At 58.6% G+C, this 16,037-nt stretch carries 11 protein-coding genes and 1 pseudogene; 3 read left to right on the top strand and 9 right to left on the bottom strand.

The window, feature by feature from the left end:
* Positions 1-115 precede the first annotated feature (115 nt).
* The 3 genes from salA to ACIPLA_RS01275 form a co-directional block, all read right to left on the bottom strand.
* Positions 116-1,399: a salicylate 1-monooxygenase gene (salA, locus tag ACIPLA_RS01285; RefSeq protein WP_401170735.1), complete on the bottom strand. Its 1,284-nt coding sequence runs from the start codon at positions 1,397-1,399 to the stop codon at positions 116-118.
* 232 nt (positions 1,400-1,631) lie between these two features.
* The gene (gene gfa / locus ACIPLA_RS01280; protein ID WP_192344629.1) at positions 1,632-2,210 is read right to left on the bottom strand and encodes an S-(hydroxymethyl)glutathione synthase; all 579 of its coding nucleotides are present in this window, start codon (positions 2,208-2,210) and stop codon (positions 1,632-1,634) included.
* 115 nt (positions 2,211-2,325) lie between these two features.
* Positions 2,326-3,666, bottom strand: a complete 1,341-nt coding sequence (locus tag ACIPLA_RS01275; RefSeq protein WP_401170732.1) for an MFS transporter — start codon at positions 3,664-3,666, stop codon at positions 2,326-2,328.
* Positions 3,667-4,003: 337 nt separating this feature from the next.
* Here ACIPLA_RS01275 and ACIPLA_RS01270 point away from each other — a divergent pair, with 337 nt between their 5' ends.
* Both ACIPLA_RS01270 and ACIPLA_RS01265 read left to right on the top strand, forming a co-directional pair.
* The gene (locus ACIPLA_RS01270) at positions 4,004-4,906 is read left to right on the top strand and encodes a LysR family transcriptional regulator (RefSeq protein WP_401170729.1); all 903 of its coding nucleotides are present in this window, start codon (positions 4,004-4,006) and stop codon (positions 4,904-4,906) included.
* A 348-nt stretch (positions 4,907-5,254) separates the two neighbouring features.
* Positions 5,255-10,087 (top strand): M10 family metallopeptidase C-terminal domain-containing protein, encoded by a 4,833-nt coding sequence (locus ACIPLA_RS01265; protein ID WP_401170726.1) that lies wholly within the window; start codon positions 5,255-5,257, stop codon positions 10,085-10,087.
* A 61-nt stretch (positions 10,088-10,148) separates the two neighbouring features.
* Here ACIPLA_RS01265 and ACIPLA_RS01260 read toward each other — a convergent pair whose 3' ends face one another.
* The 4 genes and pseudogenes from ACIPLA_RS01260 to ACIPLA_RS01245 all read right to left on the bottom strand — a co-directional run bounded on the left by ACIPLA_RS01260 (position 10,149) and on the right by ACIPLA_RS01245 (position 13,124).
* Complete coding sequence (locus ACIPLA_RS01260) at positions 10,149-11,036, bottom strand: DUF2950 domain-containing protein (RefSeq protein ID WP_218394978.1); 888 nt, start codon at positions 11,034-11,036, stop codon at positions 10,149-10,151.
* Between the two features lie 26 nt (positions 11,037-11,062).
* The gene (locus tag ACIPLA_RS01255; RefSeq protein WP_401170723.1) at positions 11,063-12,541 is read right to left on the bottom strand and encodes a DUF3300 domain-containing protein; all 1,479 of its coding nucleotides are present in this window, start codon (positions 12,539-12,541) and stop codon (positions 11,063-11,065) included.
* A 28-nt stretch (positions 12,542-12,569) separates the two neighbouring features.
* Positions 12,570-12,644, bottom strand: a pseudogene (locus ACIPLA_RS01250) (hypothetical protein); the annotation flags it as partial.
* Between the two features lie 24 nt (positions 12,645-12,668).
* A complete protein-coding gene (locus ACIPLA_RS01245; protein ID WP_007900331.1) occupies positions 12,669-13,124 on the bottom strand; it encodes a YMGG-like glycine zipper-containing protein in 456 nt (151 codons plus the stop codon).
* A 231-nt stretch (positions 13,125-13,355) separates the two neighbouring features.
* On the opposite strand from ACIPLA_RS01245, the gene ACIPLA_RS01240 reads away from it, so the two are divergent.
* Positions 13,356-14,009 carry an MliC family protein gene (locus ACIPLA_RS01240; RefSeq protein ID WP_371317108.1) on the top strand — a complete coding sequence of 218 codons (654 nt, stop codon included), beginning with the start codon at positions 13,356-13,358 and terminating at the stop codon, positions 14,007-14,009.
* 9 nt (positions 14,010-14,018) lie between these two features.
* On the opposite strand, the gene ACIPLA_RS01235 is transcribed toward ACIPLA_RS01240, so the two are convergent.
* Positions 14,019-15,203 carry a patatin-like phospholipase family protein gene (locus ACIPLA_RS01235; RefSeq protein ID WP_401170984.1) on the bottom strand — a complete coding sequence of 395 codons (1,185 nt, stop codon included), beginning with the start codon at positions 15,201-15,203 and terminating at the stop codon, positions 14,019-14,021.
* 196 nt (positions 15,204-15,399) lie between these two features.
* Positions 15,400-16,035, bottom strand: coding sequence for a response regulator transcription factor (locus ACIPLA_RS01230; RefSeq protein WP_074876618.1), 636 nt, complete (start codon positions 16,033-16,035; stop codon positions 15,400-15,402).
* Between the last annotated feature and the right edge of the window lie 2 nt (positions 16,036-16,037).

Raw genomic sequence — 16,037 nt, 5'->3', positions numbered from 1 at the left:
GCCGAAATTGTGGAAGTTTCTGTAAAAATCCGAGTCTCAGAGCGGTGGGAACGATTAAAGTCGCTTATCCAGCCGGCGCATTCTTGTCCCACCCCGTGCATACCCGGGCAAATCACTAAGCCAGTACTTTCCAGCCCAGTTGCTCACGAGCCTCTTGCAGGTCGGATTGCAGATCGTGATCCCACAACCAGTCGAAACGCTCTGCCAGGGTTTTGCCCAGCAGCTGCTCGTCATCGGCTACCACCGGATCACGCAGCTCGTAGAGTTCGCCGGCTTCCCAGGAGGTGCGTTGCACACGACAGGCGCGTGGACGACGGATCGCGTCATAGACCTCAAGCACCGCTTGCGGCCGACTCGCCAGAACCTGTGGGTCTGCCAGCAGTCGGGCCAAAAGCCAGGCATCTTCCAACCCCTGCCCTGCGCCGGCGCCCTGGTGCGGCAACATGGCGTGGGCCGCATCGCCGATCAGACCTACGCGGCCGTGCACGTAGCCCGGCAGCTCTTCGATTTCGTGCAGAGCCCAAAGGGTCGGCGCTGGAATGCACTCGAGCAGCACCCGTGCGGCATCGCCCCAGTCGGCGAAGGCGGCAAGCATTTCTTCCTGGCTGGAATTACGAACCCATGGGGAATCGCTCGGCCAGGATGGGTCAGGCTGACTGCGATCGGAAATGAACGCCACGACGTTGATCAGCCGGCCTTGTTTAACCGGGAATGTGAGGATGTGTGCGTCGAGCCCCAGATACATCTGCGGGACGTCGACCAAGTGTTCATCTACACCTCGAGTACGGTAGGCAGCGCGCAACTGTTCGCTGTCGATCATCCCGCGGTAAGCACAAGTACCACTGAAGCGCGGCGTAGCCAGGGGCTGTCCGAGGCCTTGAAGAACATGATCACGAATCGAAGACTTGATACCGTCAGCAGCGATCAACAGGTCACAGCGGTGCTCGCTGCCATCGGTGAACAATACGCGGGCCTGTTCGGCATCCTGCTCCACGCTCACCGCGCGCTTACCGAATTGGGCGATTCCCTCTGGTAACTGGCTGGCCAACGCGTCGAGAAAATCCGCACGATGCACTGAAGACTGCCCTACCCCTTCAGCCAGGCTTGCGCCGAGGTAACCGGCATCCTCGCCGCGGCGCCATTCGAACCAAATATCCTGCCAGGGATCAAGCGTGCGGTCGGCGATCTGCCGGTAGGGTTCGGCAATACCCAGGCCGGCGATAGCACGAACGGCGTTGGCGCCGAAGGAGACACCTGCACCGACCTCGCCAAAGGCGGGGGCCGATTCGAACAACTGCACGCTGAGATGGGAGTGGCGGCACAGATCCAGTGCCAACGCCACGCCGGCGATACCACCGCCGACAATACCGATGTGCAAAGTAGATTGAGAGGTTTGCATAGCAAGGTACCCATGAGGCTGATTGTTATTGGAGTAACTGAATCATCGCCATCTGAGCGCTATTGATAAATACCGTAACTCTCATACTCAACATTACGAATGTGAATATTGTTCGCCGAAAAATGCTGCTTGAGCGCAACGCCCTTCACCTGGAACGGATCCAGGTGAAGGGCATTGCACTCATGGTTCAGCCAGGGTGGATCGTGCCGAACAATACATTCGGCAAATGGGTTTAACGGGATGCGAGAACACCATTCAACTTCGCCACTTGCGTAGCCAATGCGTCCATCAGATCTGGCGACAAGCAGTCATAAGGTTCCAAACCGAGCGCGCGCAGTTTTTCGCGAATCTCCTTCATGTCCTCCGGCGGAGTGCCGGTTTCGATGAGCGACGAAACGAAGGCTGCAAAGCCCGGTGCAGCCCACCCTTTTTGCGGAGAAAGCTCGGTATGCACGAAGTCCAGGCCGTAGAACGCATGGTCTTTATTTTCGATGCGGCCGAACATATGCGCATGGCACTCTTTGCAAGCATGTCGTTGAATAGTGGCGCGCTCGTCAACAATGACCAGCTTCTCAGCGTTCGCGATGACGCTGACTTTATCGCGAGGAACAACCGCTACGACCGCGAATTTCGCACCTGCGGGTTTCCAGCACTTGCTGCAGCCACAGGCATGATTGTGCAGAGTCTGAGCGTCAATCCTGATTTCAACCTTGTCGGTCGGACACAGGCATTGCAGGGTACCGCCAGAGAAATTTGCAGCGCTTGGCGCTATGCCGTTATCCAGTGAAGGATGAAGCTTCAAATTGCTCACGATAAACCTCCAGTATCAGGGAGTATTCGAACTGGATCTGGAGCCGGAGCTCCAGGGCGCGGATCAGTATTTGATAGTGCCTTCATGCATCAGATCGAAGGCCTCATTAATACGTTCAAGTAGTATGGTATGAGTGACGAAGGGAGCCAGATCGATTTCGCGCGTTCTGGATCAGAAAGACCAGAATGGCTATTGCCCCTACCAGCCCCGGTATAGCGAAGATGAGAAAACTCGCCTGCAGCGGTAACGATGAGGCATGCAGTGCGCCGCCCAGCAGAGGACCAATGATGGCACCGGTGCGCCCTACCCCCATCGCCCAACCGAGGCCTGTAGCCCGGATCTGCGGCGGGTAATATTGCACGGTGCAAGCGTTGGCCAGGATCTGTGTGCCAATGGTGCACGCACCGGCAACGGCGATGAGCAAATAGAGCACAGGTAAAGGGGCCTTGAGTGCGAGCAGGCTCAGGGCCAAAGCACCGCAGCTGAAGAAGACGAACAAGACCTTGGCGATGCCTATTCGATCACCCAGCCACCCGCCGGCCACCGCGCCGATAATCGCACCAAGATTCAGCGCCACCAGAAACGCCAGGCTCGAGTTCAAGCCGTAACCAGCGGCGCTCATGAGTTTCGGCAACCAGGAACTCAATGCATAAACCATCAGCAGGCAACAGAAAAACGCCAGCCATAGCATGAAGGTGCTCAACTTGCGCCCCTCTTGGAACAACTGCGCAATCGACGCGTTTGTGCCTTTAGCGACTGTGTGATTCAACTGATCGGTTGCGCTGGGCACATAACTCGGTACGGCCTGCGTCAGTAATATCCGGGCCTTGATCGTCTGACCCGTTCGTAGAAGGAAATCCATCGATTCAGGCAACTGCCGTATCAAAAATGGCAACGCCAACAGTGGGATCAAGGCCACATAGAACACCGCTTGCCATCCCCACTGAGGAATCAACACCATGCCCAAACCCGCAGACAGCATCCCTCCTAGCGAGTAGCCACTGAACATGAGGGCGACCAAGGTGCTGCGGGATTTCCTGGGTGCGTACTCGTTCATCAACGCGACAACGTTCGGCATGACCCCGCCAATCCCCAGACCGGCAACAAACCGGCACAACGCAAAAGCCTCCGGGCTCTGCGCCAAGCCGTTGATCGCGGTGACACCACTGAAAAGAGTTACGCACATCATGATGGTTTTACGTCTGCCTATCCGGTCCGACAATGATCCGAAAAACAGCGCGCCCAACATCATTCCCACCAGCGCACAACTACCCAGCGCTCCCGCCTGTAATGAGCTCAGCCCCCACTCGGCCATCAGTGAGGGCAACACAACCCCATAGATGACTAGGTCATAGCCGTCGAAGATGATGGTGAGTGCGCACCAGAACAGTACGCGCGCATGGAAGGCGTTGAAACGTGCCCCGTCAATCAGGGCTGATACATCGATCGTACGCATGGCATCGCTCTTTTTGTCATTGTTATAGAGCCGGAGGTTCAGATGCCTCCGGGAGTTGCGCAGTGCCCAACTCGCTGGCCGACGTGCTTGAGGATTGGGCATTGAAGCGATCATGGCCAAGGCATCAACCGTGATAAATGCAGTGATCCGAATACCTATTATTTCGAACGTGAATAAAGATCGGACACGAGCAAAAGCCAAGCGACCCTTACAATGGACGCGACGGTTTAGCACTTGATAGGCTTGTGATTCTTGCAGCGGCCATTTCAGAGCGGTGCAGACCCAACGACGGGCAACGGTTTATTGCTCTGGTATGAGCCAACCTGCACGAGGCGTTATGGAATTACGTGAGCTGGATCTCAATCTGCTTTTGGTGTTCAACCAACTGCTGATCGACCGCAGGGTTTCGACTGCGGCGGATAATCTTGAGCTGACCCAGCCCGCGGTCAGCAACGCGCTAAAGCGGTTGCGTAGCGCCTTGAACGACGAACTTTTCGTACGCACCTACCAGGGAATGGAGCCCACGCCTTACGCCCGGCAGCTGGCTGAGCCGATTGCGCAAGCCATTCAAACATTGCGCGATGCACTTAGCCGGCAGGACACGTTTGACCCGCTTAATAGCAATCGAAGATTCACCATGGCCATGACGGATATTGGTGAAATCTACTTCATGCCGCGGCTGATGGATGCGCTGGCTGAACGCGCTCCGGGTTGCTCGATCAGTACGCTGCGCAACAACACCGATACCCTGGCCGAAGGGCTGCAGAACGGTGCTATCGACCTGGCCGTCGGGTTACTTCCTCACCTTCAAGCCGGTTTTTTCAAGCAGCGCTTGTTCCACCATCGCTACGTCTGCATGTGCCGCAAAGCCCATCCTGCCACCCGGGAACCGTTGACGCTTGAGCGTTTTTGCAGCTATGACCACGTTCGTGTTGTAGCGGCGAACACAGGACACGGCGAAGTTGATACGTTTCTCGCACGTGCGGGCATCGAGCGAAATATCCGTTTGGAGGTTCCGCATTTCGTCGCGATAGGCCACATACTTCAACGTACGGACTTGCTGGCAACTGTGCCTGAACGATTCGCCACCAGTTGCGAACAACCCTTCGGACTCGCCGTTCTACCGCCGCCCCTGGAGTTGCCGAAAATCGAGATCAATCTATTCTGGCATACCCGATACAACAAGGATCCGGCCAATCGCTGGTTACGCCAGCTCATGTTTGAGCTGTTCTCCGATTGAATATCAAGGTCGACCCGCAGGAACCGAGTTCCAGGTTTGATTTGATTGAATGAAGAAGCCGCCTTCCTGAAGGCGGTTTTTTTTGCGACGAGCCTAAGCGAACCTGAAAAATCGCCTTCGCGAGCCCGCTCCCACAGGGCATCACTCGCCACCTAAGCAAACGTCAACAGAACGTTACTTTTCCGAAACGCCTCAAAAAACCACGTAACCGTTAATCAGTTAGTCCGGTTTTTTGACGCTCCGCCGATACGCGGTAACAACTTTTGCCCTCCGCTGGGTCATAACACGGTAGCTGTCGATGGAATATTGGCATCTTTCGAGGTTTTCGCCTGATACGGAGATAAGCTCATGATTTTCAATGTACAAAATTTTGGCGCCAAAGGAGATGGCATCACTGACGACACGGCGGCGATTCAAAGTGCAATTGATGCGGCGGCCGCTGCAGGCGGTGGGCAGGTGTATATGCCGACCGGAACTTATATCGTTTCGGGAGGTGAGGAACCCTCCGACGGTTGCCTGATGCTCAAGAGCAACGTCTACCTGTACGGCGACGGCATGGGCGCAACCACCGTCAAGGTGGCTGACGGTTCCGACACCAAGATCACGGGGGTCATCCGCTCCGCCTATGGCGAGGAAACCCACGACTTCGGCGTCAGCAACCTCACCATCGACGGCAACCGTGACAGCACCACGGGCAAGATCGACGGTTGGTTCAATGGCTACATTCCCGGCGAAGCAGGCTACGACTCCAATGTCACCCTCGACAGTGTCGAGATCAAGGATTGCTCCGGGTACGGTTTCGACCCCCACGAGCAGACCGTCAACATGGTCATCAAGAACAGTGTGTCCCACGGCAACGGCCTGGACGGCTTCGTGGCTGACTTCCTCAGCTATAGCACCTTCGAAAACAACATCGCCTACGACAACGACCGCCACGGTTTCAACATCGTCACCAGCACCCACGATTTCACACTCACCAATAACGTCGCCTACGACAACGGCGGCAATGGCATCGTGATCCAGCGCGGCAGCGAGGACATCCCCTCCCCCAGCAACATCACCATCACCGGTGGCGAGGTGTACGGCAACGGCGCCGAAGGGGTGCTGATCAAAATGTCCAGCGAGGTGACGGTCAGCGGCGTCGACATTCACGACAACACTAGCGCCGGGATACGCATCTACGGCAGTAACCACGTCGAGATCATCGACAACACGCTCAACAACAACTCCCTGGGCAGCCCCGTACCGGAGATCATTATCCAGTCCTACAACGACACCCTGGGCGTGTCCGGCAAGTACTTCAACGGCAGCGATAACACCATCCAGGGCAACATCATCATCGGCAGCGACCTGTCGACCTACGGCGTCGCCGAACGCAACGAAGACGGCACTGATCGCAACGCCATCATCGGCAACACCATCAGCCACACCAGCAACGGTGCCACGCTGATCTATGGCGACGGCAGCTACGTCAGCGCCACGGTGCCGATGACCACCGTGCAAGGTACGGCTGGCAACGACACCCTGCTGGGCAGTGCCGCCAGCGAGATTTTCTACGGCGTTGCCGGCAACGACACCATCAATGGCGGTGCCGGTGGCGACATTCTGGTGGGTGGTGCAGGTATCGACAAACTCACCGGCGGTACGGGCGCCGATACGTTCCGTTTCGTCGCTCAGTCCGACAGTTACCGCAACGCAACCACAAGCTTCGATGACACCATCACCGACTTCGATGTCACCCAGGACACGATCGACCTCGCCGGCCTCGGTTTCACCGGTCTTGGCGATGGCCATGGCGGCACCCTGCAGGTCAGCTACAGCGCCAGCAGCGACCGCACCTACATCAAGGACTACGATGCCGACGCCAGCGGCAATCGCTTCGAGTTGATTCTCTCAGGCAACCTCGCCAGCACCCTCACCGCCAGCAATTTCATCTTCAATCGCGTGATCACCGGCACCAGCGGCAGCGATTCGCTGCTGGGTAGTGATTCTGCCGACACCCTCCTCGGCCTGGCGGGCAACGACAACCTCAGTGGCGGTGCGGGCGACGATAAGCTCGACGGCGGCGCCGGCATGGACACCCTCACCGGTGGCGCTGGAGCGGACATCTTTGTGTTCTCCAATCGCCTGGACAGTTACCGCAACTACAACACTGGCGGCGCCAACCTTGGCGACCTGATCACCGACTTCGATACCACCGCCGACAAAATCGACCTCTCGGCCATGGGTTTCACCGGCCTGGGGGATGGCAAGAACAACACCGTGTACGTGGTGCTCAACAGTGCCGGCACCAAGACTTACATCAAGTCCCTGACCGCCGACGCCAATGGCAACCGCTTCGAAGTGGCTTTGGACGGCAACTACCTCAACACGCTGACCAGCGCCAATTTCGTCTTTGCCACTTCGCCAACGGTCAACCATGCGCCGGTGGTGGCAACGGCGTTGCTGGATCAGAACGCGACCGAAGACACCCCGTTCAGCTACGCGGTGCCGGCCACCAGTTTTACCGATCCGGATAACGACAGCCTCAGCTACACCGCGACCCTGGCCGATGGCAGCGCCCTGCCCGCGTGGCTGGGCTTCAATGCCACCAACCTGACCTTCACCGGCACGCCGACCAGCACCGCGTCCGGCAGTTACAACGTGCTGGTCAAAGCCACGGACCCGGCCGGTGCATCGGTCAGCGATAGCTTCGCCCTGGTCGTGGCCGATGCACCCGCCAACACCATCACCGGCACCAACAATGCGGAAACCCTCAACGGCACGGCGGGTGCGGACCTGATCCTCGGCCTCGGTGGCAACGACACAATCAAGGCCGGCACCGGCGCGGACATCGTCGATGGCGGCGCCGGACGCGATTCGCTGTACGGCGGCGACGGTGCCGACACTTTCCGCTATACCAACGTGCTCGACAGCTACCGCGACTACGACACCGGCGGTGTCACGGTCACCGACACGATTTATGACTTCACCGCGGGCGTCGACAAGATCGATGTTTCGGACGCTGGCTTTGTAGGCCTCGGCGATGGCCGCAATGGCACGTTGTACATCACCCTCAACGCGGCCGGCGACAAGACCTACATCAAGTCCGCCGTAGCGGATGCCGATGGCAATCGTTTTGAAATCGCCCTCAACGGCAACTACCTCAACACCCTGACCGCCAGCGACTTCGTGTTTGGCGAGAGCGTCCAGCAGGACATCCTCTACCTGCCCACCCTCGGCCAATCCAATGCGCGCCTGCTGCGCATGACGGAGGACGACAATCAGTCCGGCACCTCGATGCTGGTCAACGACCTGGACCGCTATACCCCCTATGACGTGCGCAGCCAATTCACCGATGCCAATGGCAACGGTATCGACATCGCGGTGGGCGGCAGCACGGTTACAGGCTTGTCGACCCTCAGCGCCGAGGAACTCAAGTTGTGCTGGTGGCTGACCGACACCAACCAACCCGGGGCTGCGCTGTTGCGCGCCGTGACGCTGCTGCACGACCAGCTCACCGAACTGCAATCGATCGATAAGGTCACCATGGGCATCATTTGGGGCCAGGGCGAGGAAGCCGCCCAGGAGATTGCCCGCGCCACGGACAAAGCAGCGGCAGCAGCGGACTACAAGGCCGCGACCCTGAAGGTGTTTGATTACCTGCATGCCCAATTCGGCAACTTCAGCGTGTACTTGATGGAAACCGGTCACTACGAACAGGACGCGGCGCGTGCCCGTGGTTATTCGGAAGAGAAAATCGCCTCCATCGTCGAGGGGGTTGGCTATGTCCGCGCCGCCCAGGAAGCCATCGCCGCCGAGCGCGCCGACGTCAAGCTGGCGGCGGACTACACCGACCTGCCCTTGCGCCACGAAGTCGATCCGCAGGCGTATCCCGACGATGTCTGGCACCTGCACGAGGAGTCGGCGGAGATCGTCGGCCAGCGCCTGGCCGACTACATTGCCAATGACCTTGGCTTCCAGGGCAACCCCAACGACAACAACAGCGTGCAGGACATTTTCGACAACGCTCAGAACATGATTTCCGGTACCGACCAGGCGGATACCCTGGTGGGCAGTTCGGGCAACGATACACTGGATGGCAAACTGGGCGCCGACACCATGACCGGTGGTGATGGCAACGACGTCTATGTGGTCGATAACGCGTCCGACCGCGCGGTGGAAACCAACACCTCGACCTCGCAGATCGATACGGTGCAGGCCTCGGTCAGCTGGACCCTGGGTGCCAACCTCGAGAACCTGGTGCTCACCGGTGTATCGGCCATCAACGGCACCGGCAATGAGCGGCTCAACTTCATCACCGGCAATGCCGCCAATAACGTGCTTAATGGTGCCGCAGGGGACGACAGCATGAGCGGCGGCGATGGCAACGACACCTACTATGTCGATAACGCCAACGACACCGTGATCGAGATCAACAGCAATGCGGTGCCTGGAGGGATCGACAGTGTGCACAGCAGCCTGGCGGCCTATACCCTCGCCAACAACGTCGAGCATCTGTACATCGATAGCACTGGCGCCGCCAATGGCACGGGCAACGCGCTGGACAACACACTGTTCGCCGGAGCCGGGAACAACGTGCTGGACGGGCGCGATGGCAATGACACGGTGTCCTTTGAACGGGCCCTGTCCGGCGTTACCGTAAACCTCTCGACGTCAGCGCAACAAAACACCGTGAGTTCCGGACTCGACACCTTGAAATTCGTTGAAAACCTGACGGGAAGCGCCTACGCCGACACGCTGTCGGGCAACAGCGCCGCGAACGTTCTGAACGGTGGTGCGGGCAACGATGCGCTGGTGGGCGGTTCGGGCAACGACCGGCTAATCGGCGGTGCAGGCACCGACAACCTCACCGCTGGCACTGGCGCGGATACCTACGCGTTTGGTGCGCTGTCGGACATGGGCATCGGGGCTTTGCGCGATGTGATCAACGGATTCAAGAGCACAGAGAGCGATCTTCTGGATTTCACCGGCCTGGACGCCAACCCGCTGACCACCGCTGTCGACGCCTTCACCTTCGTCGGCAGCAATGCCTTTGACCCTGCCGACGCCACCGGCCAACTGCGCTTTGCCGATGGCATTCTTTACGGCAGTGTCGATGCCGACGCCATTCCGGAGTTCGAAATCCAACTGGTGGGTGTCCAGGAGCTGCACGCCAGCGATTTCACAGCCTTGGGTTAGGCTCACATCCCCGGGAGCGGGACCTGCCCGCTCCCAAAGGGATTTGCAGTCCGAGACAGATCTATTCCTGCCCCACGGTAACCACCTTCCAACTGTCATCTGGATCAAAGCGCTTCATCGACTGCGCCAACTTGTCACCACCGGGTCCCAAGTCTTTTTCGAACACCTGCCCTTCATGACTGATCATGAAACTCATCACCCCGGTGTCCGCGTATTTCGCCGGCCAGGCGATCAGTGCAAAACCACGGCTCATCTCGTCACCGATGAGGTAGCTGTAGGCGCCGCCCGGTGCCGAAGGACCTTGGCCATCAAGGATGCGAAAGTGATAGCCCTGCCAGTCTTCGCCGGCAATGGTTTTGCCGAACAACGGCCCCAACGGGCTGATCTGACCGCTATCGTCGTCCTCCCAATAAAGTCCGTCGTGCTTGCCGGCGGTGCTGAAGATTTTTTGCGCGTAGGCGAGCGCGCCGTCACCGTCACGATCCACGGATGCATATTCCATCTGGACGTCGTGATAAGTCAGCACTGATTGCAACGCGGCGAGTTCGTTGCGGCCAATTCGACGTGCACGGACTTCGGCGCTGCCGGCGTCGATGTCGAAGCGCCAACCGTTCGCGGCTTTTATCATGGGGATAGGCAGTGTCCAGTGGTCACTGCCAACCGACAGGACCGCCTTGCTATCGCTGGTTTTTTCAATGGCGTGTTGCTCGCGATACTGCTTCAAAAACGCATCCACATCACTGCGCTGCACGCCTTCGCGCGGGATGAAACTGCGCCATTCATTACCCAGCAACTCTGCCAAGCGTGCCTGATCGGCATGTTCCGTACCCAGCGCTTCGACGAACGCCTGGGCGGCCATTTCCGGGGTTGGAAATGCCTGCTGTGCCGTAACCATGCACGACCACGTCAAGCCGGCAGCGATCGCCATGACATGAAGGCGCAAGCCCATGAGAGCCTTCACTCGAGCATTGTTTTTCAACGACGGCCCCCCCTTTGACGCGCTGGTGGACTGGATGGCCGACTGACCTGATGGCCGGCTGGACGCGAGGCATTGGGGCGCCGGGCGGATGCCTGGCTGGCCTGGCCACGACTGGCTTGTGCGTTGGCTTGGGTCGGCGAGCGCACGCCGGCGAATGCATTGTTGCGCGCACTGCCCGCACTGCCGGTACTGGCAGCCGGCCGTTTTTGCGCCGTCTGGCGCCCTTGCAAATCGCCCTGCCCGCGCTGATTTACCTGAGCGGTCTGTTTCCTGGGAGGCTGACTCTCCCGAGTAGTTCTGGCTGTGCCCTGGCTCCTGTCAGACGCTTTCGGTCTGTCGGTACCGGCTTGCATCCGATTGCCGGGCGCGGTTGCGGACTGGGCTTTGCGCGCCGAATCACGGGCTTCGCGGTTGCTGGTGGCAGGTCGCTCGATACCGTGCTTGTCCATTGAACCTCGGGCTTTTTCACGAGCCTGGGCTCGCTGAGCATCGTCCCCTCGATAGGCTTCACGCTGACGGGCACCGTCCAGTTGTCGGCCGTACTGTTCGCGGCTCTTACTGTCTCGGTAGGGAACGCCATCGCGATGAACAGCGTTGTGCTGCCACTTGTTCTGATTCTTAGTGATCTGGTTGTTGCGATTGATGTTGTTGTAGCGGTCGACGTCAATGTCGATGTCGTTGTTGCCCCAGTCACATTCACCCCATAACGAGCCGATGATAGCCACACCGGTACCAAAGGCCAGCCCGGCCATCAATGCCGAGCCGGGGTAATAGGCCGGCGGCGGTGGATAGTACACGGGAGGCGATGCCGGATAAGGCCAGGTGCCGTAGGTTGTTGTCGGGTTATAACTGGGTACGTAAACCACCTGCGGATCGGAGGGCTGAATGATGATCGTGGAGGTGCTGCTGGCCGGAGCCGAAGCCGGAGCTGCCGGTGCCGGTGCCGCAGCCGCCTGCACCGTCACGTTCTGATATTGGTTGCTCTGCAGGTTGCCTGCTGCCTGGGCCTGATGACGCAAGCGTTGCACACCCCCCATGACATCGTCGGGCTGCGCCAGGAAGGCATCACCCAGGCGTTGCACCCAGACGGGATCCTGTCCCAGCGTTGCCATGACTTGAGGGAAAGCAACCAGCGCCTGCACGCTCGGATCCCAGGGCTGGTTGGCCACTTGTTTGACCGCATCATCGCCTTTGGCGTCCGGGTGTGCTTTAGACCAGGTGACCGCTTCGGCGATTTCCCCGGGGTACGTGGTGGCCATCAGCACCTGGGCCAGCAGTGGGTCCGGGTAAAGCGCAATAGGAGCCAGCATTTGATCCAGCTGCTCCTGGGTAAACACGGCATCTTTGGCCGCCGCGGTGACGGGCACTGTATCGACAGTGCTTGTGGTCGCGCTCGCATCCAATGGCTGCGCCAGGCAGGAAGATCCGCTCAAAAACAATACAGCTGACACTGCGTAGAACAATGGAATGCGCATTGCACCCCCTCTGTGGTCAGGCAGGCTTGAGCGCCTTGATCGTTCCGCCCTTCCCTGCACCGTCGCGCCCGTCAAAGACGATACAGATCTTCATGCTCTTGGCTTTCTTCAAGCCTTTAACGCCAGTTCAAGGGGTGATCTGATAGCCCCGTTGCTGCATGCAACTGTTGTAGGCCGAAGCAGTAGCCGCCGGTTCTGCCCGGCGATCCTGGCGACGATCCTGACGTTGCCGAGATCCACCTACAACCGCACCTGCCACCGCCGCATCCTTGGCCTGGTTCTGTCGATATTCCTGTTTAACATCGTCGTCTACCTTGTCATAAAGCTCGTCATGCTGACGACCGCGTGCTCCGGCAACCGCCGCACCGGCTACTGCGCCAGTAGCGGCACCACGGGCACGTCCACCTGATTGAGACGTCGTGCTGGTGCTTGTCGCACTCCCGGCCTGAGCCTGGCATGAGCTGATGTCCTGCTGAATCAATTCGGGGGACTGCCCTTTGAGCGGCGTTACGGTCTCGGCTGAAGCGCAAAGGCAAAATACCGAGACAATCGTAGCCAGACAGGGGGGGATGGATTTCTTCATAAAGCCTCCACTGTTATCAGTGTGCTTTGGATATTTGAGTCTAGTTCAGCGTTTGGCGACTAACCCTGGAACAATGTTCTTAGAGTGGAACTTCTAATTCCTTTTGTACGTGTGCACCCCTCGAATTGGTGCGGTAATTTTTAAGCACTGACTTACACTGCGATACACCCAATGCGAACAAATGACTGTTCAACGGATCAATAGATCCCACAGCAATCCGGGTATCAGGTAATGAATCAACCCAACATGAAAGCGCTCACCTGTCTGTTCGCTGCCAGCGTGTGCGCGGCGACGAGCACCTGTGCAAATGCTTCGCCCATCTTCCACACCAGTTTCGACTGCGCGACGGCAAGGGCTTCCGTCGAAAAGCTTATCTGTCGCGATCCACAACTGATGCAAATGGATATCGAACTGACGCGTCTTTATCGCCTGGCGCTCACGGATGATCATTCAGTACCGCGTCCGGACAAAATCATGATCGACCAGCAGTTCTGGATCGACGCTCGCAATCAGTGTGCCTCCGAGCCTGCACCCAAGATATGCACAATCCGAAGTTATGCCGAGCGCGCGCACCAGCTACGCCAAGGCTCGGCCATTGCGAGAACCAAGGATCCGGACAGACTCACCGAAGGCCCCCTGGCGTTTCGTTGTACAGGGTTAAACGCGCTGATTGCCGCCACTTTCTTTAACACCCAGCCTGGTGTCGTGTACCTGAAATGGGCGAACAGCTCGATCACCCTGAGTCAGGTGCAGAATGATTCAGGAACCCAATACACCGGCAAGGATTCCCAAGGGAACTACAGCTTCTGGCAAGACGGCAACGCGGTGCTTTTCCAGAAGCCAGGCTCAGGGGAAATGAGTTGTATGCTCGAGCCTGTCAGCTGAGACCGTCTCTCACGTACTCGGCGATTTATGCCACGGATAGCCTTTGGCACTGAGTTCAAAGGCGTATTTGAACAAGCGCTTCATGTACTCGCCATCGAATTTATGGAGGCGAGAAATGCGGAAATCGGAGCCGATGTACGCCAGATTGAAGTCCGCCCCATCCTGCTGGGCAATTCGGTAAATTCGATCCAGATCGCTGATCCCCTGAGTCTGGATCAATGCGCTGATGGCTCGACCGCCGATGCTCAAGGTTCGGCGCTTCGTTCCGGACCATTGCAGTTCCAGTTTGCCGTTGCGAATCACATAGAAATGCCGTTCACGACGCAAACGCGCCCCGGGCACCTGGTTCAGCGCCATCACGGTGCCGGGTGGGTAAAGGAACACCTGCGTCAGGACACCTCCGTCCACGTGCATTTCCTGAAACGGGTGGCCGTTAACGTCCACATCAATCATGACGGGTGAGACGGCACCGGGAATACTCATCGACGCGACCATGATGTTGCGAAACAGCTCGAGCGCTCCCGGTGCCTGGCTGGAGGCAATAGCGCCCATGTTCCAGGTGACCGGGCGCCCTGAATCAAGGTCGGTGGTACCGATCATCAGGAGCCGTCCCTTGGCGTATTCCGAGGCGATCGCCGCAAGAATCTCGGCAGTGACGTGCTGTGCAATGAGCCGCGACAGTGGTTTGCTGTGCGCCATGCCATCGCTGGTAAGACGGGTCAGCAAATTGCGCGCATGGAAAATGTCTTTTGGACCGACTGCATTGCAGATTCGCACAATGACATCGTCGTACTGGGGCCCCAGGTAGGCAAACGGGGCGACCAGGGCGCCAGCGCTAATACCGGTGACGACTTTGAATACAGGTCGAGTCCCATGCCGGGTCCATCCCGCAATGATGCCCCCGGCGAATGTGCCAGCGTCACCGCCACCCGAAACGGCCAGCAAATTTGCCCTCGGCAGGATGTCATTCGGTAGCCCTGCGCGGGCGAGTGCCTCAGCCTCTCGAAGGTTGGCCTGGCTCACATCCCGAATGAACGGCGTCAGGTCCTGGTCCAGCCAGTAGCGAGCATCTGGAATGCCCGGGATCAGCGCTTTTTCCGTTAACGTTGGCGGCACCGCATCACGGCGTTGCAGGCATGCTTGACGCAACATGTTCAGGGTTGAGGCGCCAGGTCTGAGCGGGAATGGTTTCAACACGCCTCCTCCGGCCCCCGCAACTGACAGAGCCCGTCACGCACACTCGACACCCCCCATGACCAGTCTCAATGGCGAGTGGCCTGAACATCTTTCATGCTAGCGCAAGCAAAGGCAGCCATGGGGTTGGCGGGACGTCCGGTCTGTCCTGCGGCTGATCCTCCCCCCCATGGACGATCATTAGAAACGCCAGCAATCAGCGCAGCTTCAGCGGATCGACCAGTTCAGCGGCGATGGCCATGCCCACCAGGTCCGGCAAGGTATTGGCCTGCATGCGTTTCATCACCCGCGAACGATACAGATCGACGGTTTTCGCACTGACGCCCAGTTGCTCGGCGATCTCGCGGGTGGTGTAACCCTGGACCAGCGGCAGCAAGACATCGCGCTCCCGTGGGGTCAGTGTCAGCAAGCGCGCCTGCAAGGCTTCGTGCCCCTGATTGCCCGAGCGGTTTGCCGCGCAGTTGCTGAGCGCCTGTTGCACGCTGTCCAGCAGCAATTGTTCGTTGTAGGGCTTCTCGATGAAGTCATGGGCGCCCGCCTTGAAGGCGCGAACCACGATCGGCACATCTGCGTGCCCGCTGACGAAAATGATCGGCAGGTTCAGCTCACGTGCGCGCATTTCTTCCTGCACGTTCAAACCGCCCATGCCGGGCATACGAACATCGAGCAGCACGCAGGCATCAAGACTGGCATCACAGGCATTGAGAAACGCCACGCCACTGGTAAACGGCAAGGCTTTGAGCCCTACCGATTCCAACAACCAGACGGTTGAATCGAGCATGCCTTGGTCATCGTCGACCACATACACCACGTGCTCCGTCACACCTGCCATTA

Origin of the sequence: Pseudomonas sp. NPDC086112 (assembly GCF_044746425.1) — a bacterium.
GTDB lineage: Bacteria > Pseudomonadota > Gammaproteobacteria > Pseudomonadales > Pseudomonadaceae > Aquipseudomonas.
The sequence above is the reverse complement of the archived record's forward strand: the minus strand, read 5'-3'. Positions and strand labels throughout refer to the sequence as shown.

What these genes read in the sequence shown, in the direction of transcription:
- salA (WP_401170735.1), bottom strand. Translation starts at nt 1,399, where the DNA reads ATGCAAACCTCTCAATCTACTTTGCACATCGGTATTGTCGGCGGTGGT.
- ACIPLA_RS01275 (WP_401170732.1), bottom strand. Translation starts at nt 3,666, where the DNA reads ATGCGTACGATCGATGTATCAGCCCTGATTGACGGGGCACGTTTCAAC.
- ACIPLA_RS01270 (WP_401170729.1), top strand. Translation starts at nt 4,004, where the DNA reads ATGGAATTACGTGAGCTGGATCTCAATCTGCTTTTGGTGTTCAACCAA.
- ACIPLA_RS01265 (WP_401170726.1), top strand. Translation starts at nt 5,255, where the DNA reads ATGATTTTCAATGTACAAAATTTTGGCGCCAAAGGAGATGGCATCACT.
- ACIPLA_RS01260 (WP_218394978.1), bottom strand. Translation starts at nt 11,036, where the DNA reads ATGGGCTTGCGCCTTCATGTCATGGCGATCGCTGCCGGCTTGACGTGG.
- ACIPLA_RS01255 (WP_401170723.1), bottom strand. Translation starts at nt 12,541, where the DNA reads ATGCGCATTCCATTGTTCTACGCAGTGTCAGCTGTATTGTTTTTGAGC.
- ACIPLA_RS01245 (WP_007900331.1), bottom strand. Translation starts at nt 13,124, where the DNA reads ATGAAGAAATCCATCCCCCCCTGTCTGGCTACGATTGTCTCGGTATTT.
- ACIPLA_RS01240 (WP_371317108.1), top strand. Translation starts at nt 13,356, where the DNA reads ATGAATCAACCCAACATGAAAGCGCTCACCTGTCTGTTCGCTGCCAGC.
- ACIPLA_RS01230 (WP_074876618.1), bottom strand. Translation starts at nt 16,035, where the DNA reads ATGGCAGGTGTGACGGAGCACGTGGTGTATGTGGTCGACGATGACCAA.